Source organism: Pseudomonas sp. FDAARGOS_380 (assembly GCF_002591235.1).
GTDB lineage: Bacteria > Pseudomonadota > Gammaproteobacteria > Pseudomonadales > Pseudomonadaceae > Aquipseudomonas > Aquipseudomonas salmasensis.
The window spans coordinates 3,231,759-3,253,837 of sequence record NZ_CP023969.1 but is presented as its reverse complement, the minus strand read 5'-3'; the positions used below and the strand labels follow the sequence as shown (position 1 = coordinate 3,253,837).

General features: G+C 61.4%; 19 protein-coding genes. 13 read left to right on the top strand and 6 right to left on the bottom strand.

The annotated features are described in order from the left end of the window. Positions 1-33 precede the first annotated feature (33 nt). The 6 genes from CRN80_RS15305 to CRN80_RS15280 are packed head-to-tail and all read left to right on the top strand — an operon-like array spanning position 34 to position 6,704. Positions 34-726 carry an RDD family protein gene (locus CRN80_RS15305; protein ID WP_032895482.1) on the top strand — a complete coding sequence of 231 codons (693 nt, stop codon included), beginning with the start codon at positions 34-36 and terminating at the stop codon, positions 724-726. Continuing rightward, on the top strand, positions 723-1,703 hold the full coding sequence (locus CRN80_RS15300; RefSeq protein ID WP_032895481.1) for a stage II sporulation protein M: 981 nt from the start codon (positions 723-725) through the stop codon (positions 1,701-1,703). The genes CRN80_RS15305 and CRN80_RS15300 overlap by 4 nt, the downstream gene beginning before the upstream one ends. Beyond that, positions 1,690-3,219, top strand: coding sequence for a DUF4129 domain-containing protein (locus CRN80_RS15295; protein ID WP_098950493.1), 1,530 nt, complete (start codon positions 1,690-1,692; stop codon positions 3,217-3,219). Before CRN80_RS15300 ends, CRN80_RS15295 begins: the two co-directional genes overlap by 14 nt. Continuing rightward, on the top strand, positions 3,216-4,373 hold the full coding sequence (locus tag CRN80_RS15290) for a DUF4350 domain-containing protein (RefSeq protein WP_098950492.1): 1,158 nt from the start codon (positions 3,216-3,218) through the stop codon (positions 4,371-4,373). Before CRN80_RS15295 ends, CRN80_RS15290 begins: the two co-directional genes overlap by 4 nt. Further along, positions 4,370-5,365, top strand: a complete 996-nt coding sequence (locus CRN80_RS15285) for a MoxR family ATPase (protein ID WP_032895478.1) — start codon at positions 4,370-4,372, stop codon at positions 5,363-5,365. Before CRN80_RS15290 ends, CRN80_RS15285 begins: the two co-directional genes overlap by 4 nt. A gap of 7 nt (positions 5,366-5,372) precedes the next feature. Beyond that, positions 5,373-6,704: a DUF58 domain-containing protein gene (locus CRN80_RS15280; protein ID WP_098950491.1), complete on the top strand. Its 1,332-nt coding sequence runs from the start codon at positions 5,373-5,375 to the stop codon at positions 6,702-6,704. 52 nt (positions 6,705-6,756) lie between these two features. Here CRN80_RS15280 and CRN80_RS15275 read toward each other — a convergent pair whose 3' ends face one another. Together CRN80_RS15275 and CRN80_RS15270 are read right to left on the bottom strand one after the other, a co-directional pair. Then, positions 6,757-7,116, bottom strand: coding sequence for a PilZ domain-containing protein (locus tag CRN80_RS15275; protein ID WP_098950490.1), 360 nt, complete (start codon positions 7,114-7,116; stop codon positions 6,757-6,759). A gap of 222 nt (positions 7,117-7,338) precedes the next feature. Next, positions 7,339-7,713: a tol-pal system YbgF family protein gene (locus CRN80_RS15270; RefSeq protein ID WP_098950489.1), complete on the bottom strand. Its 375-nt coding sequence runs from the start codon at positions 7,711-7,713 to the stop codon at positions 7,339-7,341. Between the two features lie 173 nt (positions 7,714-7,886). Between CRN80_RS15270 and pyk the strand changes: the two genes are divergently transcribed. Next, entirely contained in the window at positions 7,887-9,338 is a 1,452-nt protein-coding gene (gene pyk / locus CRN80_RS15265) for a pyruvate kinase (protein ID WP_003193904.1), read from the top strand. A gap of 580 nt (positions 9,339-9,918) precedes the next feature. Here the strand turns inward: pyk and CRN80_RS15255 are convergent. Continuing rightward, on the bottom strand, positions 9,919-10,860 hold the full coding sequence (locus CRN80_RS15255) for an iron-sulfur-binding ferredoxin reductase (protein WP_098950488.1): 942 nt from the start codon (positions 10,858-10,860) through the stop codon (positions 9,919-9,921). Between the two features lie 304 nt (positions 10,861-11,164). On the opposite strand from CRN80_RS15255, the gene CRN80_RS15250 reads away from it, so the two are divergent. The 4 genes from CRN80_RS15250 (at position 11,165) to CRN80_RS15235 (ending at position 18,065) form a co-directional block, all read left to right on the top strand. After that, entirely contained in the window at positions 11,165-12,688 is a 1,524-nt protein-coding gene (locus CRN80_RS15250) for a fumarate hydratase (RefSeq protein WP_003193907.1), read from the top strand. Positions 12,689-13,358: 670 nt separating this feature from the next. Beyond that, positions 13,359-15,125 (top strand): ATP-binding protein, encoded by a 1,767-nt coding sequence (locus tag CRN80_RS15245; RefSeq protein WP_098950487.1) that lies wholly within the window; start codon positions 13,359-13,361, stop codon positions 15,123-15,125. After that, the gene (locus CRN80_RS15240) at positions 15,119-16,444 is read left to right on the top strand and encodes a sigma-54 dependent transcriptional regulator (protein ID WP_032895470.1); all 1,326 of its coding nucleotides are present in this window, start codon (positions 15,119-15,121) and stop codon (positions 16,442-16,444) included. The genes CRN80_RS15245 and CRN80_RS15240 overlap by 7 nt, the downstream gene beginning before the upstream one ends. A 301-nt stretch (positions 16,445-16,745) precedes the next feature. Then, entirely contained in the window at positions 16,746-18,065 is a 1,320-nt protein-coding gene (locus CRN80_RS15235) for an MFS transporter (protein ID WP_032895468.1), read from the top strand. A gap of 101 nt (positions 18,066-18,166) precedes the next feature. On the opposite strand, the gene CRN80_RS15230 is transcribed toward CRN80_RS15235, so the two are convergent. Further along, positions 18,167-18,922: a hypothetical protein gene (locus tag CRN80_RS15230; RefSeq protein ID WP_098950486.1), complete on the bottom strand. Its 756-nt coding sequence runs from the start codon at positions 18,920-18,922 to the stop codon at positions 18,167-18,169. A 176-nt stretch (positions 18,923-19,098) separates the two neighbouring features. Here CRN80_RS15230 and CRN80_RS15225 point away from each other — a divergent pair, with 176 nt between their 5' ends. Beyond that, positions 19,099-19,731, top strand: a complete 633-nt coding sequence (locus CRN80_RS15225; RefSeq protein WP_098950485.1) for a flavin reductase family protein — start codon at positions 19,099-19,101, stop codon at positions 19,729-19,731. A 125-nt stretch (positions 19,732-19,856) separates the two neighbouring features. On the opposite strand, the gene CRN80_RS15220 is transcribed toward CRN80_RS15225, so the two are convergent. Together CRN80_RS15220 and CRN80_RS15215 are read right to left on the bottom strand one after the other, a co-directional pair. Next, a complete protein-coding gene (locus CRN80_RS15220) occupies positions 19,857-20,102 on the bottom strand; it encodes a hypothetical protein (RefSeq protein WP_098950484.1) in 246 nt (81 codons plus the stop codon). 41 nt (positions 20,103-20,143) lie between these two features. Then, positions 20,144-20,485 carry an antibiotic biosynthesis monooxygenase family protein gene (locus tag CRN80_RS15215; protein ID WP_032895463.1) on the bottom strand — a complete coding sequence of 114 codons (342 nt, stop codon included), beginning with the start codon at positions 20,483-20,485 and terminating at the stop codon, positions 20,144-20,146. A 327-nt stretch (positions 20,486-20,812) separates the two neighbouring features. Here CRN80_RS15215 and CRN80_RS15210 point away from each other — a divergent pair, with 327 nt between their 5' ends. Further along, entirely contained in the window at positions 20,813-21,742 is a 930-nt protein-coding gene (locus CRN80_RS15210; RefSeq protein WP_032895462.1) for an AraC family transcriptional regulator, read from the top strand. Positions 21,743-22,079: the final 337 nt, after the last annotated feature.

Sequence of the window (22,079 nt, the reverse complement as noted above, 5' to 3'; positions counted from 1 at the left end):
TTTCTAAGTCGCCTCGCACTGCCAAGGATCGCAATGCCATCAACGCCTTTGGATACCCACTATCAGATAGAAACGCCGGAGGGCATCGACCTGCCCCTGCGCCCTGCTGGCCTGCCCTCCCGGGCATTGGCCTTTGCATTCGACCTGGGCGTGCGCGGGATCATCATGGGTATCCTGCTGGTGCCGCTGGCGTTGCTCGGCAATGTGGGGGTCGGGCTGGGTTCGCTGCTGCTGTTCCTGGTGAGCTGGTGGTACATGGTGTTGTTCGAAGTGCTCAACCAGGGCTGCTCGCCGGGCAAGCAGGTCATGGGCCTGCGCGTGGTACAGGATGACGGCACGCCCATCGGCTGGTCGGCATCGCTGATCCGCAACCTGCTGCGTTTTGTCGACATGCTGCCCTTCGGTTATTTCCTCGGCGCGATCAGCTGCCTGCAGCATCCGCACTTCAAGCGGCTCGGCGACCTGGCGGCCGGTACGCTGGTGGTGTACCGCGAACTGCCGCTGGCACGCCCAAGCATCCCTCAAGCACCCGCCCTGCGCCTGCCCTTCGCCCTGGAGTTGAGCGAACAGCGGGCCATCCTCGGTTTCGCCGAACGCCAGGCCGAGCTCTCGGCCGAACGCGTGCATGAACTGGCCGCCATCCTCGCCGAGCCCCTGCAGGTGTCTGCGCCGCGTGCCGTGGAGCAACTCAACGGTGTAGCCCGTGGTTTGTTGGGGCCAACATGAAACAGAGCCTTTTTGAAAGCCGCCACCAGCACCAATGGCAAACCTTCGCCGAGCAGTTGACGCAACTGGAGCAAGGTAAAGCCGAGGCCGCCGACGTTGCCGACTTCCCGCATCAATATCGACGCCTGTGCCAACACCTGGCCCTGGCTCAGCAGCGGGGCTATAGCAGTTACCTGGTCGACCCGCTGCAACAGCTTGCACTACGTGGCCATCAACAACTGTATCGCCATCGCAGCCACCTGACGGCAAACATACTGGCGTTTCTTCTGGCCGGCTTCCCGCGCCTGGTACGCGAACAGTGGCGCTTTGTGCTGATCGCCGGCCTGCTGTTCTTTGGCAGCCTGGTGGGGATAGCCCTGCTGGTGTACCTGTTCCCGGACCTTGTCTACAGCATCATCAGCCCCCAGCAGGTGGCCGAGATGCAGGGCATGTACAACCCCGACGCCAGCCGCTTGGGCCGCGCGGCCGAACGTGCCGCCAGCGAAGACTGGATGATGTTTGGCTATTACGTGATGCACAACATCGGCATCGCCTTCCAGACCTTTGCCGCCGGCCTGTTGTTTGGCCTTGGCAGTGTGTTCTTCCTGATTTTCAACGGTCTGGTCATAGGTGCGGTCTCCGGGCACCTTACCGACATCGGCTATGGCCAGACCTTCTGGTCGTTTGTCATGGGTCACGGCGCATTCGAGTTGACCGCCATCACACTGGCCGGTGCCGCAGGCTTGCAACTGGGCTGGTCACTGGTCGCCCCCGGGCGCTTGGCGCGCAGCGAGGCCCTGCGCCTGGCCGCGCGCAAAAGCGTACGGATGCTCTGCGGTGTCATGGTGTTTCTGTTGATCGCAGCCTTTATCGAAGCCTACTGGTCCTCAACCACTGGCATTGAGCCCTGGATCAAATACGCAGTAGGCGTCGCGCTCTGGCTGCTGGTGGCCGCTTACCTGACCCTGGCCGGGCGGAGTCGCCATGCGCCTGACTGACGCCAGCGTGGTGATTCGCCCGCGCACTTCCTGGGAAGCCATGGACCTGGGTGTGCTGATGGCCAGGGAACACCGCGCCCTGCTGATGGGCAGCTGGGCGCTGGTGAGCCTGCCGGTATTCAGCCTGTTGACAGTGCTGCTCTGGAATTACCCGTCTTTGGCCATGTTCCTGTTCTGGTGGCTCAAGCCGGCCTTCGACCGCTTGCCGCTGTACATTCTGTCCAAGGCCCTGTTTGGTGAGCGCCCCAGCCTCAAACAGGCCGTTCGCCATTGGCCGCAGTTGCTCAAGGGGCAACTGTTCGCCAGCCTGACCTGGCGGCGGCTGAGCATGAGCCGCAGCTTCACCCTGCCCATCAGCCAACTGGAAGGCCTTGACGGTGACGCACGTCAACGGCGCCTTGGGGTGTTGCTGCAACGGAACGCTGGCGCCGCACGCTGGCTGACGACGATCGGCGTGCACCTGGAAATCGGCCTGTGGTTTGGCGCCATGGCCCTGTTCTATCTCTTCATCCCGCAACAGATCGAACTGGACTGGGACTGGCAACGGCTGATATTGGCGTCAGGCTCGGACGTGCTTTGGCTGGAGCACCTGGGCAATGCCTTCTATGCCCTGATCCTGGTGTTCTGGGAACCTATCTATGTCGCCTGTGGCTTCAGCCTGTACCTGAACCGCCGCACGGTGTTGGAGGCCTGGGACCTGGAACTGGTATTCCGTCGCCTGCGCCAGCGCCTGAGCAACGTCGCACCGCTGTTGTTGCTGGTCGTCGGCTTGGCTCTGCTACACGTCAGCCCACCCGCCATGGCAGATGAAGCCACAGCCCATAAGCCCCTCAGCACCCAGGCCGCCAGCCAATCCATCCAGGCATTGCTGGAAAAGCCCCCCTTCAAGAACCCGGAAACCGTCACACGCTATCGGTTTGGTGAAGAAAAAGCGCCGGTTAAAAACAAGGCCAAGGGCGACGGAAAATTACCTGGCTGGCTCCAGGCACTGCTCGACAACTTCAACAGCGACACTTTCAAATACGTCGCCAAAACCTTGGAAATACTGCTCTGGAGCCTTGTGATTGGCGGCCTGGCCCTGGTGTGCTGGCGTTACCGTGAATGGTTGCGCACCTTCGTCAGCCGCCTTGGGCCCACTCGCACGGCCGCTCCCTCGCCCGTTCCCGCTCAGTTGTTCGGGCTGGAGCTGGGCACCGAGACATTGCCCGAAGACATCGCCAGTACCGCCGAACAGCTATGGCCCACCCAGCCCCGGGAAGCCCTTGGCCTGCTGTATCGCGGGTTGCTCAGCCGGCTGTTGCATGAGTTCGACCTGCCACTGACAAGCGCCGATACCGAGGGGCAGGTGCTGGAGCGTGTTCATCATTTGCAACAACCGCAGTTACTGGCGTTCAGCGACGAACTGACACGCCACTGGCAAAACCTGGCCTATGGTCACCGTCTCCCGCCCTCTTCAGCCCAACAGAAATTGTGCAGCGACTGGCGCGCGCTCTTCAGTGACGGAGCGAGCCAATGAACCGGGCGTTATGGTGGGTAGCGCTGCTACTGGCGTGCCTGTTGGGTGCGGGCGGCCTATATGCCTGGCACAAGGCAATTCCCTACGACGAAGTGGTAGATCGCGGCCCATCGCCAGAGGCACGCGCCAACCCTTACCTGGCCGCCGAGCACTTTTTGCGCCAGCAAGGCGTGGTGGTGGCGCATGCCAATGGCCTTGAACGACTCGCCGAGCTGCCCGCCAAAGACCATAGCCTGTTGCTGCTGGGGGAGCGCAGCAACATGACACCGCGCCAGGTCGAACAACTATTGGGCTGGGCAAAAGCCGGCGGCCACCTGCTACTGGTCGCCGAGGCGTTATGGGATGAGGAAACCGGCACCAGCGGTGACCTGCTGCTTGATCGCCTTACTGTCCGCCAAACCTTGAGCGACACCTTCGACGAACCCGCACCACCGCGTAAAAAAACCAAGCCGGACCTGACCAAGCTCTATGTCGACAACGAAACGGCACCGGCGTATTTCAGTTTTGACACCGACTTCAACCTCACCGACCCCAAGCACCTGGCGCAGTTTTCCGCCAACAGCGCCAAGTCCAGCCACCTGATGCAACTTGAGCTGGGGCAAGGCCGCGTCACGGTGATCACCGACAGCGACCTGTGGAAAACCGCGGATATCGGCAAACATGATAACGCCTGGTTGCTGTGGTATCTGAACCAGGGCACTGACGTCACCTTGCTGTTCAACAGCGACACGGACGATCTGTTTACCCTGTTGCTCCGTAATTTCCCCCAGGCCCTCGTCGCCTTGGTTGCACTGCTTGCCCTGGGGTTGTGGCACGCAGGCATGCGTCAGGGCCCGATCCAGGCGCCGGCGCCCAAGGCCCGTCGCCAGCTGCAGGAACACTTGAAGGCCAGCGCGGATTTCCTGTTGCGCCGCAGTGGCCAGGGCACGTTGTTGAAAGCCTTGCAGAACGACATTCTGCGCGCAGCCCGGCGACGCCACCCCGGTTTCGAACACCTTGATGCGCCAGGGCAACGCCAAGTGCTGGAGCACCTTACGCGACAACCCCCTCATATCATCAGCCAGGCGTTAGAGCCCGTTGCGCTGAAGCGGCTTTCCAGCGCCGACTTCAGCCGACAGGTGGCGTGCCTGCAAACCCTCAGGAATGCCTTATGAGCGACTCTCCACGGGCCACCGCCCTGACCGCCGAGAACCTTCAGCATGCCAGCCAGCAGGCCCAGGCGCTGCGCGTGGAATTGCGCAAGGCCGTGATTGGCCAGGACGCGGTGATTGACGACGTGCTCACCGCCCTGATCGCAGGCGGCCACGTACTGCTGGAAGGCGTGCCTGGCCTGGGCAAGACCTTGCTGGTACGCGCCCTGGCCCGCTGCTTTGGCGGTGATTTCGCCCGTATCCAGTTCACCCCGGACCTGATGCCCAGCGATGTCACCGGCCACGCCGTGTACGACTTGCAGACCGAACAGTTCAAACTGCGCAAGGGGCCGTTATTCACCCACCTGCTGCTGGCCGACGAGATCAACCGGGCACCGGCCAAAACCCAAGCAGCACTCCTCGAAGCCATGCAGGAACGCCAAGTGACCCTTGAGGGTGAGGCATTACCCATCGGCCAACCCTTCATGGTACTGGCGACCCAGAACCCCATCGAGCAGGAAGGCACCTACCCACTGCCCGAGGCCGAGCTGGACCGGTTCATGCTCAAGGTGCGAATGGACTACCCAGATGCTCTACAAGAGCTGGATATGGTCCGCGAAGTGACACGCTCGTCCAAGGCCGACATGCTGGAGGTACAGCCGTTGCGTACGGTGCTGCAAGCCGAGGACGTAGTAACGATGCAGCAAATTGCCAGTGACCTGCCGTTGGATGAGCAGGTGCTCGACTACGCCGTGCGCCTGGCCCGTGCCACGCGCAGTTGGCCGGGGCTGGCCATCGGTGCCGGCCCCAGGGCCTCCATTGCCCTGGTACGCGGCGCCCGTGCCCGTGCGTTATTGCGCGGTGGCGAATTTGTCACCCCCGATGACATCAAGGGCTGCGCCCTGGCGGTACTGCGTCACCGGGTACGCATCGCACCAGAACTGGACATCGACGGCCTTGAAGTCGACCAGGTGCTCCAGCAGTTACTCGACCAGATTGCAGCACCAAGGCAATGACGCGGCCATGAAACCGACTCGTCTGCTGCTGACCTGGCTGGGCGTTCTGCTTGGCTTGAACATCTTGCTGGGCACCTCGGCAGCGTTGCAGTTGAAAGTGCCCGCCACCTTGCATTCCCTGGCCTGGGGCCTGCTGCTGGCCCTGTTGCTGCTGGCGATGCTGGATGCTGCACGCTTGCGTCGCCGCCCTTCGGCCCGCGTGTACAGGGCATTGCCCGGTAGCCTGGCGCTGGGGCGCTGGGAAGAAATACGTCTGTGCCTGGAGCACGACTACCCGCAACCACTGACCGCGCAGGTGTTCGATCACGTGCCCGATGGCCTGGCGGTGGAGAACCTGCCTCAATCCATTCAACTACGCCCCGGTGAACGTGCTGAGCTGGGCTATCGCGTGCGCCCCTTGCGGCGCGGGCACTTCCATTTCAGTCGCTGCGAGCTGCTGCTGCCCAGCCCATTGGGGCTGTGGTCGGCACGACGCTGGGTCGACACCCACGATGCCACCCGTGTTTACCCGGATTTCGCGCGCTTATACGGCGCGCAGTTGCGGGGTGTGGATAACTGGCTGAGCCAACTGGGCGTGCGCCAACATCAGCGGCGAGGGCTGGGCCTGGAGTTTCACCAACTGCGCGAGTTTCGTGAAGGCGACAGCCTGCGTCAGATCGACTGGAAAGCCACCGCCCGCCAACGAACGCCCATTGCCCGGGAATATCAGGATGAGCGCGACCAGCAAATCGTGTTCATGCTCGATTGCGGCCAGCACATGCGCAGCCAGGATGATGAGCTGTCCCATTTCGACCACGCCCTCAACGCCTGCCTGTTGCTCAGTTATGTCGCCTTGCGCCAGGGCGATGCCGTAGGGCTGTGCACGTTCGCCAGCGACCAGCCGCGCTACCTGAAGCCGGTCAAGGGTAGTGGCCAATTGAACCTGTTGCTCAATGCGGTCTACGACCTGCAGACCACGCGAAAAACCGCCGACTACCAGGCTGCCGCCAGCCAATTGCTGGCACGGCAAAAACGCCGGGCACTGGTGATCATCGTCACCAACCTGCGGGATGAGGAGGATGAAGCCTTGATGGCCGCCGTCCAGCGTATCGGTAGGCATCACCGCGTACTGGTGGCCAGTCTGAGGGAAGAGGTCCTCGACCAACTACGCCAGGCCCCTGTGCAAACATTGCCCGAAGCGCTGGCTTACTGCGGCACGGTCGATTACCTCAATACCCGCAACCAACGCCATGATCGCTTGAGTGCCCATGGGCTCTCGGTGCTGGATACCTTGCCATCGGCGCTGGGTGCCGGGCTCGTCACGCGCTATCTGGAGTGGAAAAAGGCCGGGGTATTCTGAGGATGACTGCGCAGGGCCATGGCCAGGAAACAGCCACGACCCCACGCATAATTCAGACAGAGGCCTGCAAAGGATAAAAGCTGAAGTACTGCAACAGCGCGTTGATCAGATGCCGGTACTCTTCGGGCGCCTCGAGCACGCTGAACCCCGAGTCGTAATGCTGCGGGGTGACATCTTCGTGGCTCCACAAGCAGGTTGCCGTGAGGTCAATCACCTTGAACTCGCCTTGCGCCGCCGGCACTTTCAAGCGCAGCTCGAAATCCACCTCGGTCATCATGGGTAACGAACTGATCAGCATCAGCCCGTTTTCAGACACATTTCCAAGAAAGCCGATTGGCTTGTCAGTAATACGATTGAACACCTGCAAAAAATACGGCAATTGATGCCGTTCGATCCGTCGTTCGGTAAACATGGTGAAGTCGCCATCCAATAGCCAAAAATCTGGCCGTGCCAGTGATTCGGAACAAGCAACCGCTTGCTCTCCCTGGATCTCGGTGTGACAACAGGTACCGCTTGTCACCAAACAGCTGCCGAATCCGGGCCTTGCATCCGTTCGAATGGGAAACTGCACAAACAGACATTCAAAGAATAGCGCAAGACTGGCGACCGGCCAGCTATGACGCGACAAATACCCTTACAGCGACGCAGGCCGTGGTTTTGCCAGGCCTGCAGCCGGCAGATGCCCCAATTGTTGCAAGGTATCGAGCCGCGCGCGGGCTCGATAGGCGTACTCGCTCGACGGGTAGTGGCCGATGATGAACTGATAGGTCTGTGCGGCATCGACAAACAGTTTCTGGCGCTCCAGGCACTGCCCGCGCAACATCGAAACCTCCGGTTGCACGTAGCGGCGGGTACGGCTCTCGCGATCGACCTGGGACAACTCCAGGGTGACACGCTGGCAATCACCCACCCCATAGGCGCGGTAAGCGTTGTTCAAATGGTGGTCCATCGACCAGCGGGTACAGCCGACAACACTGGCGGCCAGGGCAGCAACGAGCAAAATTCGCATGGGGTTCTCCTGTCTTGTGCAGTGTATCGACCCCTGGTCGAAAATCTTCAAGGCGTTTGCCCATTCAACCGCAGCCAAAACAAGCCAATCGTCGATAAGTAGTGCAAACGAACAATGACTACAACGAAAGAGCATAGTAGCCTTCCCCAGCGCTTGAACTCAGGAGTCCGTGCATGTCCGTCCGTCGTACCAAAATCGTCGCCACCCTTGGCCCGGCCAGTAACTCGCCGGAAGTCCTCGAACAGCTGATTCTGGCTGGTTTGGACGTAGCCCGTCTGAACTTCTCCCACGGCACCCCGGACGAGCACAAGGCTCGCGCCAAGCTGGTGCGTGACCTCGCCGCCAAGCATGGCCGCTTCGTTGCACTGTTGGGCGACCTGCAAGGCCCGAAAATCCGTATCGCCAAATTCACCAACAAGCGGATCGAGCTGAAGATTGGTGACAAATTCACCTTCTCCACCAGCCACCCGCTGACCGAAGGCACCCAGGACGTGGTGGGCATCGACTACCCGGACCTGGTCAAGGACTGCGGCGTCGGTGACGAACTGCTGCTGGACGACGGTCGTGTGGTGATGCGCGTCGACACTGCCACGCCAACCGAACTGAACTGCACCGTGATCATCGGCGGCCCGCTGTCCGACCACAAAGGCATCAACCGTCGCGGTGGTGGCCTGACGGCGCCGGCCCTGACTGAAAAAGACAAGGCCGACATCAAGCTCGCCGCCGAAATGGAAGTGGACTACCTCGCCGTGTCCTTCCCGCGCGACGCCGCCGACATGGAATACGCTCGTAAGCTGCGCGACGAAGCCGGCGGTACCGCCTGGCTGGTAGCGAAGATCGAACGTGCTGAAGCCGTGGCCGACGATGAAACCCTCGACGGCCTGATCAAGGCTTCCGATGCCGTGATGGTTGCCCGTGGCGACCTGGGCGTGGAAATCGGTGACGCCGAGCTGATCGGTATCCAGAAGAAGATCATCCTGCACGCACGCCGCCACAACAAAGCGGTGATCGTGGCGACCCAGATGATGGAGTCGATGATCCAGAACCCGATGCCGACCCGTGCCGAAGTGTCCGACGTGGCCAACGCCGTGCTCGACTACACCGACGCCGTGATGCTCTCGGCTGAAAGTGCTGCTGGCCCGTACCCGCTGGAGGCCGTGCAGGCCATGGCGCGTATCTGCGTCGGTGCCGAAAAGCACCCGACCAGCAAGACCTCCAGCCACCGCATTGGCAAGGTCTTCGAAAGCTGCGACCAGAGCATCGCCCTGGCTGCCATGTACACCGCCAACCACTTCCCGGGCGTGAAAGCGATCATCGCCTTGACCGAAAGTGGCTACACGCCGTTGATCATGTCGCGCATCCGTTCCTCGGTGCCGATCTACGCGTTCACCCCACACCGCGAAGCCCAGGCCCGCGCGGCCATGTTCCGTGGCGTGTACACCATCCCGTTCGACCCGGCGTCGCTGGCGCCGAACGAAGTCAGCCAGAAGGCGATCGACGAGCTGGTTAAACGCGGCGTCGTGGAAAAAGGCGACTGGGTCATCCTGACCAAGGGCGACAGCTACCACACCACCGGTGGCACCAATGGCATGAAGATCCTGCATGTAGGCGACCCACAGGTCTGAGTGACAGGCTGAAAAACAAAAGCCCCGCCATGTGAATGGCGGGGCTTTTTGCATTTCAATGCAGGCCAATGTGTAGAACTTCAGAGCCTCATCGCAGCATAGGTATCTACACAACCCTGCAGCACTCAACGCTAACCACGATTCGAAGCGAGCAGCTCTTGCTCTTGCTCTTGCTCTTGCTCTTGCTCTGCTTGTGATCTTGATCTCAGGCGCCCCGTTAAACCACGCTGGCCGGAATTCGACAGGGATTTGGGGGGTAAACCGGCAGGGATGCCGGTTTAGCCGCCCCGCGCCATGGATGGCGCGTGGCGGCGGCCACCCAAATCACTGGCGGATTGCGGGCACACCGAGCCTAAGCGAGGTGCCGAGTGGTGGGGCAAGAGCCCTTTTGGTTACTTTTGGGGCTCTTTTCCAAAAGTGACCCGCTGTCAGAGCGGAACCCTAAGTAGCCTTTACCGCAGGAATGGATATGTACACCGTTCAACTGTGTTGACTGTTAGGCCGCCATCGCAGGCAAGCCAGCTCCCACAGTAGTCCGTGCCTGGTCAGACAACTCGGTCTACTGTAGGGAGCAGGCTACTCATAAAGTGAAAGGGCGGGACAGAAATACATCCGCCAGCAGTTGATTACGCGGCAGTCCCGCCAGGAACAAGCGCTTGGAAAAAGCCTCGACGCTGGCCGGGTGCCCGCAGAGCAAGGCCAGGGTTTGGCGGGAAACAAGCCGCAATTGCGCCAATGCCGATTGCAACTGCGCTGTAGTCCATAGCTCCACGGTCAGGTTCCCATGCTGCGCGGCAAGCGCCGCCAGAGGTTCGGCCAGATAATGAGCCTCGGCCTCATGGGCCAGGTGAATCACGCGAATCTCGCCTTGATGATCCTGGCGCAGTGCCTCGCGCAACACGCCCCACAAGGGGCCCAGGCCGGTACCGGAAGCCAGCAGCCACAATGGCCGCGATTGCCAGTCAGGATCATAGTGCAGCGCTCCACCCCGCAGCTCGCCCAGGCGTAGAGGCTCACCGACCTTGAACTGTCGCGCGGCATCGCTGAATGCACCAGGCTGGCGGCACTCGATATGAAACTCCAGGTACGGCTCTTCCTGGGGCAAGCTCGCCAGGGAATAAGGGCGCGCCACTTGCCCCGCCCACAGCACCAGATGCTGCCCGGCGCTGTACCGCAGGGCACGTTCCGGTTGCAGGCGCAGGCGCAGTACCGTCGAACTCAGCCAATCGGCGCCCACCACCTGGCTGGGCACGCCATCGCGCTGGGGGTCAAACGCTTCGACCTTCAGATCCGCACTGACCCGGCACTGGCACGCCAGGCGCCAACCTTGCTGGCGCTGCGTCGGGCTCAGGGCTTCGGGCTGCTGGTCGTCAACCTCACCCTCGCAACGCACCAGGCACGCATGGCAACTGCCGGCCCGGCAACTGAAGGGCACGGCCACGCCGGCCTGATTCAAGGCATCCAGCAGGTTGCTGCCGGAGGTGACCGACCAGTGGCGTTCGCCGACGTACAGTTCAGGCATAACGCCGTTACCTCTATTAGGTAGGAGCGAGCTTGCTCGCGAAGAGCGCCAACGATAACGCGGACCACCTGATGAAACCCACCAGATTCACGTTTTTCGCGAGCAAGCTCGCTCCTACAGATAACCGGGCCGGGCATTCGTGACCATAGTCGGGTGTATCGGCCACCGTGCCGGGTTATACTGCCGCGCCTTTTTAGCGTCGCGCCTGCACCATTCTGGCGTGCCTTGGAAAGATGGCTTCAGCCGACCGATGCAACACTGACGCCATCTTTATTGAATGTTCCCTTATAGAGGAGCGCGACTCATGACCGTGATCAAGCAAGACGACCTGATTCAGAGCGTTGCCGACGCCCTGCAATTCATTTCCTACTACCACCCCGTTGACTTCATCCAGGCCATGCACGAAGCCTACCTGCGCGAAGAATCGCCGGCAGCCCGTGACTCCATCGCCCAGATCCTGATCAACTCGCGCATGTGTGCCACCGGCCATCGCCCGATCTGCCAGGACACCGGTATCGTCACCGTGTTCGTGCGCGTGGGTATGGACGTGCGTTGGGACGGCGCCACCATGGGCCTGGACGACATGATCAACGAAGGCGTGCGTCGCGCCTACAACCTGCCGGAAAACGTCCTGCGCGCCTCGATCCTCGCCGACCCGGCTGGCGCCCGCAAGAACACCAAGGACAACACCCCAGCGGTCATCCACTACTCCATCGTCCCGGGTAACACCGTGGAAGTGGACGTGGCGGCCAAGGGTGGCGGTTCCGAGAACAAGTCGAAAATGGCCATGCTCAACCCGTCCGACTCGATCGTCGACTGGGTGCTCAAGACCGTTCCGACCATGGGCGCCGGCTGGTGCCCACCGGGCATGCTCGGCATCGGCATCGGCGGCACCGCCGAGAAAGCCGCGGTAATGGCCAAGGAAGTGTTGATGGAGTCCATCGACATCCACGAGCTGAAAAAGCGCGGCCCGCAGAACCGTATCGAAGAAATGCGCCTGGAGCTGTTCGAGAAGGTCAACCAGTTGGGCATCGGCGCCCAGGGCCTGGGTGGCCTGACCACCGTGCTCGACGTGAAGATCATGGACTACCCGACCCACGCCGCTTCCCTGCCGGTGTGCATGATCCCCAACTGCGCCGCCACCCGTCACGCGCACTTCGTGCTCGACGGCTCGGGCCCGGCGTCGCTGGAAGCGCCACCGTTGGACGCCTACCCGGAAATCGTCTGGGAAGCCGGCCCATCGGCCCGTCGCGTCAACCTCGACACCCTGACCCCGGAAGAAGTGCAGAGCTGGAAGCCGGGCGAAACCGTACTGCTCAACGGCAAGATGCTCACCGGTCGCGACGCGGCGCACAAGCGCATGGTCGAGATGCTGAACAAGGGCGAAACCTTGCCGGTGGACCTCAAGGGTCGCTTCATCTACTACGTCGGCCCGGTTGATCCGGTGCGCGAAGAAGTGGTTGGCCCAGCGGGCCCGACCACCGCGACGCGGATGGACAAGTTCACCCGCCAGATCCTCGAGCAAACCGGCCTGTTGGGCATGATCGGCAAATCCGAACGCGGCCCGACCGCCATCGAAGCGATCAAGGACCACAAGGCCGTGTACCTGATGGCCGTGGGCGGCGCCGCTTACCTGGTGGCCCAAGCCATCAAGAAGTCGCGCGTGGTTGCCTTCGCCGAACTGGGCATGGAAGCCATCTACGAGTTCGACGTGAAGGACATGCCGGTCACCGTTGCCGTGGACAGCAAAGGTGAGTCCGTCCACATCACCGGTCCTGCCATCTGGCAGAAAAAGATCAGTGACAGCCTGGCGGTAGAAGTGCAGTAAGCACTTTCTCCACAAGCATAAAGGCGACTGCGGCCCCATGGCCCAGTCGCCTTTTTTATGCCCTACCCACGATGCGAAGCGAGCCGCTCTTGATCTTGATCTGCTTGTGATCTTGATCTCAGGCGCCCCGTTAAACCACGCTGGCCGGAATTCGACAGGGATTTGGGGGGTAAACCGGCAGGGATGCCGGTTTAGCCGCCCCGCGCCATGGATGGCGCGTGGCGGCGCCCCCCCAAATCACTGGCGAATTACGGGCACATCGAGCCTAGGCGAGGTGCCGAGTGGTGGGGCAAGAGCGTTTTGCTTACTTTTGACTGGGCCGGCATTCCGGCTTTTCAAAAGTGAGCCGCCGTCAGGGCGGAACCCTAAGCGGCCGTTAACGCAGCAATGGATATACACACAATCCAACTGTGTCGCCTGCCAGGCCGCCTTCGCGAGCAAGCCCGCACACATTGCGATCGTGGGGTGTCAGGTAGATAGATGTCGGCTGGCAGGCCGTCATCGCAGGCAAGCCAGCTCCCACAGTTGGATCGCGGGGTGTCAGGTAGATAGCCGTCGGCTGGCAGGCCGTCATCGCAGGCTTGCCAGCTCCCACACAAGCGCCTTGGTCACAAGATATGAGCCGCCCATGCTATGGTGCTCGCCCCTTACCGTGCCTGTTCATCATCGTATGATCGTGATCCCTCGCCCCCTGCGCCTGACCTTCTATTCCCTGTTGATCATCGCCGGTGCGGTGCTGGCCGCCGCCTTGGCCACGCGCCATGCCGAACGCCAGGCCTTGGTGGACGACGCCGCCCGTGCCAATCAGCAGCTCGCGCTGTACGCCAACTCGCTGCACACCCTGATCGAACGCTACCGTGCCCTGCCTGCCGTGCTGGCGCTGGACTCGGAAATGATCAGCGCCTTGAAGTGCCCGCTGGACACCGCCACGCAAGACCGGCTCAACCGCAAACTGGAGCGTATCAACGGCGCCGCGCAGTCTTCGACCCTGGAACTGATGGACCGCACCGGCCTGGCCGTGGCCGCCAGCAACTGGAACCTGCCCAGCAGCTATGTCGGCCACAACTACGCGTTCAGGCCGTATTTCAGCCAGACCCTGAGCCAGGGCACCGGGCGCTTTTATGCGGTGGGGGTGACCACGGGCATTCCGGGCTACTTTCTTTCCAGCGCGGTCGTGGATGAGCACGAGCAGTTCCTCGGCGCCATGGTGGTCAAGCTGGAGTTCCCCGAGCTGGAGCGCGAATGGGCCCAAGGCAATGACTTGCTGTTGGTCAGCGATGCGCGGGGCATCGTGTTTATCGCCAACCAGCCGGGCTGGCGTTATCGCAACCTGCGGCCGTTGTCCGAAAATGACCTGGCCGAACTCAAGGCCACCCGCCAATACGACAAAAAGCAACTGCAGCCACTGGACACCCAGCCCCTGCAACGCTTTGACGAAAACAGCCACTTGATCCGCGTCAACGGCCCCGAAGGCAACGCCAATTACATCTGGGAGTCGCTGCCGCTCAAGCGCGAAGGCTGGACCCTGCACCTGTTGCGCAAACCCCAGTTTGCCTTTGAAGACCAACGCAACGCGGGCCTTGCCGCTGCGGGTTCGTGGCTGGCACTGGTGTTTCTGGTGCTATTCCTCAGCCAGCGCTGGCGCCTGGCCCGCTTGCGCCAGCGCAGCCGTGAAGAACTGGAGCAATTGGTCGAGGAACGCACCCAGGCGTTGCGCACCGCCCAGGATGGCCTGGTGCAGTCCGCCAAGCTGGCGGCATTGGGGCAAATGTCCGCCGCCCTCGCCCATGAAATCAACCAGCCACTGACCGCCCAGCGCATGCAACTGGCGACGCTGCGGCTGTTGCTCGACCATGGTCGCGTGGACGATGCCTACAAGGCTCTCACGCCATTGGATGACATGCTCACGCGCATGGCCGCGCTCACCGGCCACCTCAAGACGTTCGCGCGCAAGAGTCCCAGCGGCCTGCGCGAAAAGCTGGACCTGGCGACGGTGGTCGACCAATCCCTGCACCTGCTCGATGCGCGCCTGCGTGACGAAGCCATCGGTGTGGTGCTGGACCTCACCCGCCCGGCCTGGGTACGCGGCGACGCGATCCGCCTCGAACAGGTGCTGATCAACCTGTTGCGCAACGCCCTCGATGCCATGGCCGACAAACCGCGCAAGCGCCTGGAAATCCGCCTGCACGCCGATCAGCAGCTGTGGCAGTTGAGCGTCTGCGACAGCGGCGGCGGGATTGCCGAAGAACATTTGAGCAGCGTGTTCGACCCGTTTTTCACCACCAAACCGGTGGGCGACGGGCTCGGCTTGGGGCTGGCGGTGTCCTACGCTATCGTGCATGAACTGGGCGGCCGCCTGAGTGCCGCCAACCGTGGCGATGGCGCGATCTTCACCTTGACCCTGCCTATCGCCATGGAGACGCCAGACCTATGTTGAACGCGGTGATTGTGGTCGATGACGAAGCCAGTATTCGCACGGCCGTCGAGCAATGGCTGAGCCTGTCGGGGTTTGACGTGCAGTTGTTCAGCCGCGCCGAAGAGTGCCTGGCGCAACTGCCCAAGGACTTTGCCGGGGTGATACTGAGTGACGTGCGCATGCCGGGGCTCAGCGGCCTTGAGCTGTTGGCCGAGGTGCAGCGCCGCGATGCCGATTTGCCAGTGATTTTGCTCACCGGCCATGGCGACGTGCCAATGGCCGTCGAAGCCATGCGCGACGGGGCCTACGACTTCCTGGAAAAACCCTTCAGCCCCGACGCCTTGCTCAACAGCCTGCGCCGGGCGCTGGACAAGCGCGGCCTGATCCTGGAAAACCGCCGCCTGCATCAACAGGCCGATCATCGCGCGCAGTTGGAATCCAGCCTGCTGGGCGTGTCCAAGGGACTGCAAAGTTTGCGCCGCCAAGTGCTGGACCTGGCGAGTTTACCGGTCAATGTGCTGATTCGTGGCGAGACCGGCAGCGGCAAAGAGCTGGTCGCCCGCTGCCTGCACGACTTCGGCCCTCGCGCCAAGAAGCCCTTCGTGGCCCTCAATTGCGCGGCGATCCCCGAGCAGTTGTTCGAAGCCGAACTGTTCGGACATGAAAGCGGCGCCTTTACCGGCGCCCAGGGCAAACGTATCGGCAAGCTGGAATATGCCCACGGCGGCACCTTGTTTCTGGATGAAATCGAAAGCATGCCCCTGGCCCAACAGGTGAAATTGCTGCGCGTATTGCAGGAACAGAAGCTGGAGCGGCTGGGCTCCAACCAGAGTATCCATGTGGACCTGCGCATCATCGCCGCCACCAAGCCCGACCTGCTGGAAGAGGCCCGCGCCGGGCGCTTTCGCGAAGACCTGGCCTATCGGCTCAACGTCGCCCAACTGCGCCTGCCGCCATTGCGCGAACGTCGCGAAGATATTCCGCTACTGTACGAGCATTTTGCGCAAAGCGCCGCCGAGCGTCTGGGCCGCCAGGTCGAGCCCTTGAGTGGGCCACAGCTGGGGCGCCTGCTCAGCCATGACTGGCCGGGCAATGTGCGCGAACTGGCCAACGTCGCCGAGCGCCAGGTGCTGGGGCTGGACGAGCCGGAACCGCAAGGGATCGAAGCCGGGCAGTCGTTGGCAGCGCAGCAGGAGGCGTTCGAGGCCCACTGCCTGAAGGCAGCGTTGACGCGTCACAAGGGCGATATCAAGGCGGTGCTGGCCGAACTGCAACTGCCGCGTCGTACCTTCAATGAGAAGATGCAGCGGCATGGGTTGGTGAGGGAGATGTTTCTCTGATCCCGCTTCTGATCGTTCCCACGCTCCGCGTGGAAACGCAGCCTAAGACGCTCTGCGTCGCTTTTTAAAGGCGCGACGCGGAGCGTCACCACAGGCGTTACCACGCAGAGCGTGGGAACGATCACTGCAGTCATAAGCGGATTTCCGCTCATCACCCCAAAACCATCAGCGATTTTTCGCTCAAAAAAATCCCGCAACCCTTCTATTCCGGGCCTTCCTCTACCTGGCACAGCTCCTGCTATAGCCCCAACAGGCTGCGCACGCGCCGCTCCATAAAAACAACTAGATGAAGGATCCTTCAATGGATAACTCCAACACCGTGCCTCTGGGATCGACGGCCGCAAAAGCGCAGGAGCGCACCACCTCCAGCCGCATCAAGTCGATTTTCAGCGGATCAGTCGGCAACATGGTCGAATGGTACGACTGGTACGTCTACGCCGCCTTCTCGCTGTATTTTGCCAAAGCCTTCTTCCCCAAAGGCGACACTACTGCCCAACTGCTCAACACCGCCGCGATCTTCGCCGTGGGCTTCCTGATGCGCCCGATCGGTGGCTGGCTGATGGGCCTGTACGCCGACAAAGTCGGGCGTAAAAAAGCCTTGATGGCCTCGGTGTACCTGATGTGCTTCGGCTCGCTGCTGATTGCCCTGAGCCCAGGCTATGAGGTCATTGGTATCGGTGCGCCGATCCTGCTGGTGTTTGCCCGCCTGCTGCAGGGCCTGTCGGTCGGCGGCGAATACGGCACCTCTGCCACTTACCTCAGTGAGATGGCCACCAAGGAACGTCGCGGTTTCTACTCCAGCTTCCAGTACGTGACCCTGATCTCCGGCCAGCTCATCGCACTGGCGGTGCTGATCGTGCTGCAACAGGTGCTCACCACCGAGCAGTTGTACGCCTGGGGCTGGCGCATCCCGTTCGCCATCGGCGCGCTGTGTGCCGTGGTCGCGCTGTACCTGCGTCGTGGCATGGAAGAAACCGAGTCGTTCACCAAGAAAGAAAAAGCCAAGGAAAGCGCAATGCGCACCTTGATGCGCCACCCCAAGGAACTGCTGACCGTGGTCGGCCTGACCATGGGCGGCACCCTGGCGTTCTACACCTACACCACCTACATGCAGAAATACCTGGTGAACACCGTCGGCATGAGCATCTCCGACTCCACCACCATCTCGGCGGCGACGCTGTTTCTGTTCATGTGCCTGCAACCGATCATCGGCGGGCTGTCGGATAAAATCGGCCGCCGCCCGATCCTGATCGCTTTCGGCGTGCTTGGCACCCTGTTCACCGTGCCGATCCTCACCACCCTGCACACCATCCAAAGCTGGTGGGGCGCGTTCTTCCTGATCATGGCAGCGCTGATCATCGTCAGCGGCTACACCTCGATCAACGCCGTGGTGAAGGCCGAGCTGTTCCCGACCGAAATCCGCGCCCTGGGCGTGGGCCTGCCGTATGCCCTGACTGTGTCGATCTTCGGCGGTACCGCTGAATACATCGCGCTGTGGTTCAAGAGCATCGGTATGGAGACCGGCTACTACTGGTACGTGACCGCGTGTATCGCGGTGTCGCTGATGGTTTACGTGACCATGAAGGACACGCGTAAACACTCGCGCATCACCACGGACTAAAAAATGTGGGAGCGGGCTTGCTCGCGAATGCGGAGTGTCAGTCGATAGGTTCATTGACTGGCACACCGCATTCGCGAGCAAGCCCGCTCCCACATTTAGTCTCAGGACAACTCTGCGGCCTCACTCCGTCCATAACGCCGCTGTGCATACGACGCGCCCGCAATCATCACCAGCAGCACCGCCGCCAACACCGCCGATGAACCGACGGTGCCAAAATCCAGGCCGCCCTTTTCATGGGGTTTGGTCAGGAAGTCCCCCAAGGTCGCGCCAAACGGCCGTGTCAGTACAAACGCCACCCAGAACAACAGCACCGACGAGATGCGGGTGAAGTATTTGAGCGCCACCACCGCGGCGATGGTCGAACCGATCAGCAATGCGCCACCGGCGAAGCCCAACCCCGAATCGTCCGCGAGAAAATCGCCCAATGCGGTGCCCAGGGTGTTGGAAAACAGGATCGCCATCCAGTAAAACAGCTCGCCCCGGAAGGTCTGCACCTTGTTTACGTTCAGCGAGTCACCACTGAGGTGCCACACCGCAAAGATGATCATCAAGATCACGATCAGGATCATCGACCCCGTGGCGTAGCCCAGCCCCAGCGTGCGGTCCATAAAGTCGGACATCGTGGTACCCGCGGTGCTGGTAGACAAAATCACGATCCAGTACAGCACCGGGTTGTAGGTTTTCGACCAGAGTTGCGTCACCAGGGTCACCAGGAACACGCTGATGAGGATCATGGAGCTGATGGCGTAACCAACGTTCAAGGTCATCGACAGCAAGTCCCCAGCGGTTTCGCCCAAGGTGGTTGCGCAGATTTTCATGACCCAGAACGCCAGGGTGATCTGAGGAAGTTTGTTCATGCAGTAAATGGCTCCAAGGCTCAGTCTTATAGGGGGTATTGACCTTGGGCGCAGACTGAAGGGAAAGCTGTGAAAAATAGGTGGCCTATGTATGAAAAATCCATGGGCACCGTGGAAATTCACTGCCATGAATTGCACTATGACGGTCTCTCAAACCGCGTAGCAGGAACCCGGCCATGCCCGACGATATCCACTTTTACGAACCCGCCAACGGCCACGGCCTGCCCCATGACCCGTTCAATGCCATCGTCGGCCCACGCCCGATTGGCTGGATCTCCTCCCACGACCGCGAAGGTCGCCTGAACCTGGCGCCCTACAGCTTCTTCAACGCCTTTAACTACATTCCGCCGATCATTGGGTTTTCCAGTGTCGGGCGCAAAGACAGCCTGAACAATATCGAACAGACCGGCGAATTCGTCTGGAACCTGGCCACCCGCCCGCTGGCCGAGCAGATGAACCAGAGCTGCGCGCCGGTATCGCCCGAGGTGAATGAATTCGAACTCTCCGGCTTAACGCCAGTGGCTTCGAAAATCGTCGGCGTACCACGGGTGGGCGAGAGCCCGGTGTCGTTCGAGTGCAAGGTGACGCAGATCATCCAACTGCAACGTGCCGACCAACAGTTGGTGCCAAGCTGGCTGGTGCTGGGCGAGGTGGTTGCGGTGCACATCGCCAAGTGGTTGCTCAAGGACGGGATCTACGACACCGCTGCTGCCGAGCCGATTTTGCGTGGGGGTGGCCCGGCGGATTATTTCCAGCTGGGGCCGGAAGCACTGTTCAAAATGCACAGACCAGGCGCCACCAAACCCTGACTGAAATGCAATCAAAACTGTGGGAGCTGGCTTGCCTGCGATGGCGCCGGGTCAGTCAACTCAGTAGTGACTGATACACCGCTATCGCAGGCAAGCCAGCTCCCACATTGGTTAGGTGTGCTGCCTCAGCGTTCAGCAATTGCCCAGCTCAGTTGGCCTTCTTCATCCACATCAATCAACCGTCCAAGCTGCTCAGTGGCGGCATCGTCAGCGTCGGAGGCCGTCTTGAACGTCTGCCCATCAAGGATCTTGTGAAACCTGGGTGCGCCCATGCCATCCAGTGCCTTGACGGCGACGGCGGCGCTGTAGCCACCTTCGCCCGGTACTACGGCGGAAACGGCTTCGTGGTGGGCAAATTGTTTACGTGCCATGTTGCAGGTCCTGGCCAATGGAAAGTCGGCCATTCTAACCGTTAACCGGCCAGTTGCAGGTACTCGCCGTAGGCCTGTACGGCCGATGCGTCGGTAAAGGTCTGGAAGTCCATGCTGCGCACGACCATGTCGTTCAGCAGCTCAGTGAAGATCATCAGGGCCGGAGAGCTGAAGTAGGCGCTCATGGCTTGCTCGCTGCTCCAGAACCCGGACACCAGCCACACATCGGGGTCGACCTGGGAGTGCTGCAACGAGAATTGCAGGCAACCCTGGGCCTGGCGACCCGGTTCAATCAAACTGCTCAAGCGTGCACCGAGTTCGGTGCTGCACCCGCTACGGGCACGGATAAAGGCCATATGGCTCGCGGGAATGGGGGTGGACATATTCGACTCTCCCGTTGAGAAGTGATGCTCGGCAAGCACAATGAGGGCGTGTTGCCACAGGATCAAAGATAACGGCGCGGGGGTGGGCGCGGTTAGTCAATTCCTGCAGGCTTATTGCACAATCCTGCGAGAAGCGTAGGGAGGACGTTCGGCCTCAGGATTTATTCCAGGCCCAGGCCCCATGTTTCAGGCAGATGACAGGCTGCGCACTTGCCTGATTCACGCTATCTCGCAGGATCAGGCAAGGATGCTGCAGAATCGACGTAACACTATTTGAAAAGCCGCCGCTAAGCTGAGCCCATCAAAGCCGCGTGTAGAGGACGCCCCATGCCGTCGCCCGAATCCAAGCCCGTTCCCCTCGATGCCGAGATGGAGAAACAACGCGCCGAGCTGGCCAGTATCGTGCACCGCCATACCTGGGAGGACGGTTCCTACGGCACGGCGATCACCTCGCTGTACCTGAACCGCCACAACGCGCCCCGGGATTTCATGCCCGTGCTGGTGGAACCCGCACTGTGCATCCTCGCCAGTGGCAGCAAGGAAGTGCGCCTGGCCGACGAGATCTTTGCCTACGACCCGCTCAACTACCTGGTGTTCTCGGTGGCGATGCCGGTGGCCGGCCGCATCATCGACGCCACCGCCGAGGACCCGAACCTCTCGGTGCGCATCAACATCGACCCGGCGCAGCTCACCGCGCTGATCGCAGAGGCCGGGCCAATGGGCGTGCCCTCACGCCCGACCTCGCGAGGCATGTACGTCGACCGCATCGATCACGCACTGCTCGATGCGGTGCTGCGCCTGACCCGCTTGCTGGACACGCCTAAAGACATCGCGATGCTCGCGCCGCTGATCAACCGTGAAATTCTTTACCGTTTGCTGCGTGGCCCACAGGGTTATCGCCTGTATGAAATTGCTGTGGCTAACAGCCAGAGCCATCGGGTGAGCCAGGCGATCAAATGGCTGAACGGCAACTATGAGCAGCCACTGCGTATCGACGACCTGGCCAAGGAGGTGAACCTGAGCGTCTCGACCTTGCACCATCGGTTCAAAGCGATCACGGCCATGAGCCCGCTGCAATACCAGAAGCAACTGCGCTTACAAGAAGCCCGGCGGCTGATGATTGCCGAAGGGCTGGAGGCCTCGGCGGCGGGGTATCGGGTGGGGTATGAAAGCCCGTCGCAGTTCAGCCGGGAGTACAGCCGGTTGTTCGGTGCGCCGCCGCTGCGCGACTTGGCCAGACTGCGTCAAAGCATCTGATGCACGCGTAGCAAAATGTGGGAGCTGGCTTGCCTGCGATGGCGGCCTGGCAGCCGACACTTATCTACCTGATGCCCCACGATCCAACTGTGTGCGGGCTTGCTCGCGAAGGCGGCCTGGCGGTCAACACGGTTGGATTGTGTGCATATCCATTGCTGCGGTAACGGCCACTTAGGGTTCCGCCCAGACGGCGGCTCACTTTTGAAAAGCCGGAATGCCGGCCCAGTCAAAAGTAAGCAAAACGCTCTTGCCCCACCACTCGGCACCTCGCTTGGGCTCGGTGTGCCCGTAATCCGACAGTGATTTGGGGGGCCGCCGCCACGCGCCATCCATGGCG

Excerpts from the sequence above, each read along its gene's own strand:
- CRN80_RS15305 (WP_032895482.1), top strand. The coding sequence starts at position 34 with ATGCCATCAACGCCTTTGGATACCCACTATCAGATAGAAACGCCGGAG.
- CRN80_RS15300 (WP_032895481.1), top strand. The coding sequence starts at position 723 with ATGAAACAGAGCCTTTTTGAAAGCCGCCACCAGCACCAATGGCAAACC.
- CRN80_RS15295 (WP_098950493.1), top strand. The coding sequence starts at position 1,690 with ATGCGCCTGACTGACGCCAGCGTGGTGATTCGCCCGCGCACTTCCTGG.
- CRN80_RS15290 (WP_098950492.1), top strand. The coding sequence starts at position 3,216 with ATGAACCGGGCGTTATGGTGGGTAGCGCTGCTACTGGCGTGCCTGTTG.
- CRN80_RS15285 (WP_032895478.1), top strand. The coding sequence starts at position 4,370 with ATGAGCGACTCTCCACGGGCCACCGCCCTGACCGCCGAGAACCTTCAG.
- CRN80_RS15280 (WP_098950491.1), top strand. The coding sequence starts at position 5,373 with ATGAAACCGACTCGTCTGCTGCTGACCTGGCTGGGCGTTCTGCTTGGC.
- CRN80_RS15275 (WP_098950490.1), bottom strand. The coding sequence starts at position 7,116 with ATGTTTACCGAACGACGGATCGAACGGCATCAATTGCCGTATTTTTTG.
- CRN80_RS15270 (WP_098950489.1), bottom strand. The coding sequence starts at position 7,713 with ATGCGAATTTTGCTCGTTGCTGCCCTGGCCGCCAGTGTTGTCGGCTGT.
- pyk (WP_003193904.1), top strand. The coding sequence starts at position 7,887 with ATGTCCGTCCGTCGTACCAAAATCGTCGCCACCCTTGGCCCGGCCAGT.
- CRN80_RS15255 (WP_098950488.1), bottom strand. The coding sequence starts at position 10,860 with ATGCCTGAACTGTACGTCGGCGAACGCCACTGGTCGGTCACCTCCGGC.
- CRN80_RS15250 (WP_003193907.1), top strand. The coding sequence starts at position 11,165 with ATGACCGTGATCAAGCAAGACGACCTGATTCAGAGCGTTGCCGACGCC.
- CRN80_RS15245 (WP_098950487.1), top strand. The coding sequence starts at position 13,359 with ATGATCGTGATCCCTCGCCCCCTGCGCCTGACCTTCTATTCCCTGTTG.
- CRN80_RS15240 (WP_032895470.1), top strand. The coding sequence starts at position 15,119 with ATGTTGAACGCGGTGATTGTGGTCGATGACGAAGCCAGTATTCGCACG.
- CRN80_RS15235 (WP_032895468.1), top strand. The coding sequence starts at position 16,746 with ATGGATAACTCCAACACCGTGCCTCTGGGATCGACGGCCGCAAAAGCG.
- CRN80_RS15230 (WP_098950486.1), bottom strand. The coding sequence starts at position 18,922 with ATGAACAAACTTCCTCAGATCACCCTGGCGTTCTGGGTCATGAAAATC.
- CRN80_RS15225 (WP_098950485.1), top strand. The coding sequence starts at position 19,099 with ATGCCCGACGATATCCACTTTTACGAACCCGCCAACGGCCACGGCCTG.
- CRN80_RS15220 (WP_098950484.1), bottom strand. The coding sequence starts at position 20,102 with ATGGCACGTAAACAATTTGCCCACCACGAAGCCGTTTCCGCCGTAGTA.
- CRN80_RS15215 (WP_032895463.1), bottom strand. The coding sequence starts at position 20,485 with ATGTCCACCCCCATTCCCGCGAGCCATATGGCCTTTATCCGTGCCCGT.
- CRN80_RS15210 (WP_032895462.1), top strand. The coding sequence starts at position 20,813 with ATGCCGTCGCCCGAATCCAAGCCCGTTCCCCTCGATGCCGAGATGGAG.